Origin of the sequence: Affinundibacterium seohonense (genome assembly GCF_014284305.1) — a bacterium.
Taxonomy (GTDB): Bacteria; Pseudomonadota; Gammaproteobacteria; order Burkholderiales; family Burkholderiaceae_D; genus Undibacterium; species Undibacterium seohonense.
The window spans coordinates 1-255 of the sequence record NZ_JACOFW010000123.1 but is presented as its reverse complement, the minus strand read 5'-3'; the positions used below and the strand labels follow the sequence as shown (position 1 = coordinate 255).

The 255-nt window shown below is 40.8% G+C and carries 1 rRNA gene; it reads right to left on the bottom strand.

What is annotated here, in order from left to right:
* Positions 1 to 183: 183 nt before the first annotated feature.
* A 23S ribosomal RNA gene (locus H8K52_RS20825) occupies positions 184 to 255 on the bottom strand; the annotation flags it as partial.

The window sequence follows — 255 nt, the reverse complement described above, 5'->3', positions numbered from 1 at the left end:
CTTGTTGATTCGCTGTTTTCACGTTGAGCTGTGAAGAACAACAAATCCAATTGGGAAGAAGTATGACGGCATTACCGTCAGAAATAATCGGTTGTGATCGCTCAAACTTACGTTTAGCACACACTATGGTAATACTTGTCGTAGTTTCTGATTATCATCAGATCTATAACTGACCAAAGTTATAGGGACAAGCCTTACGGGCAATTAGTACTGGTTAGCTTAATGCATTACTGCACTTCCACACCCAGCCTATCA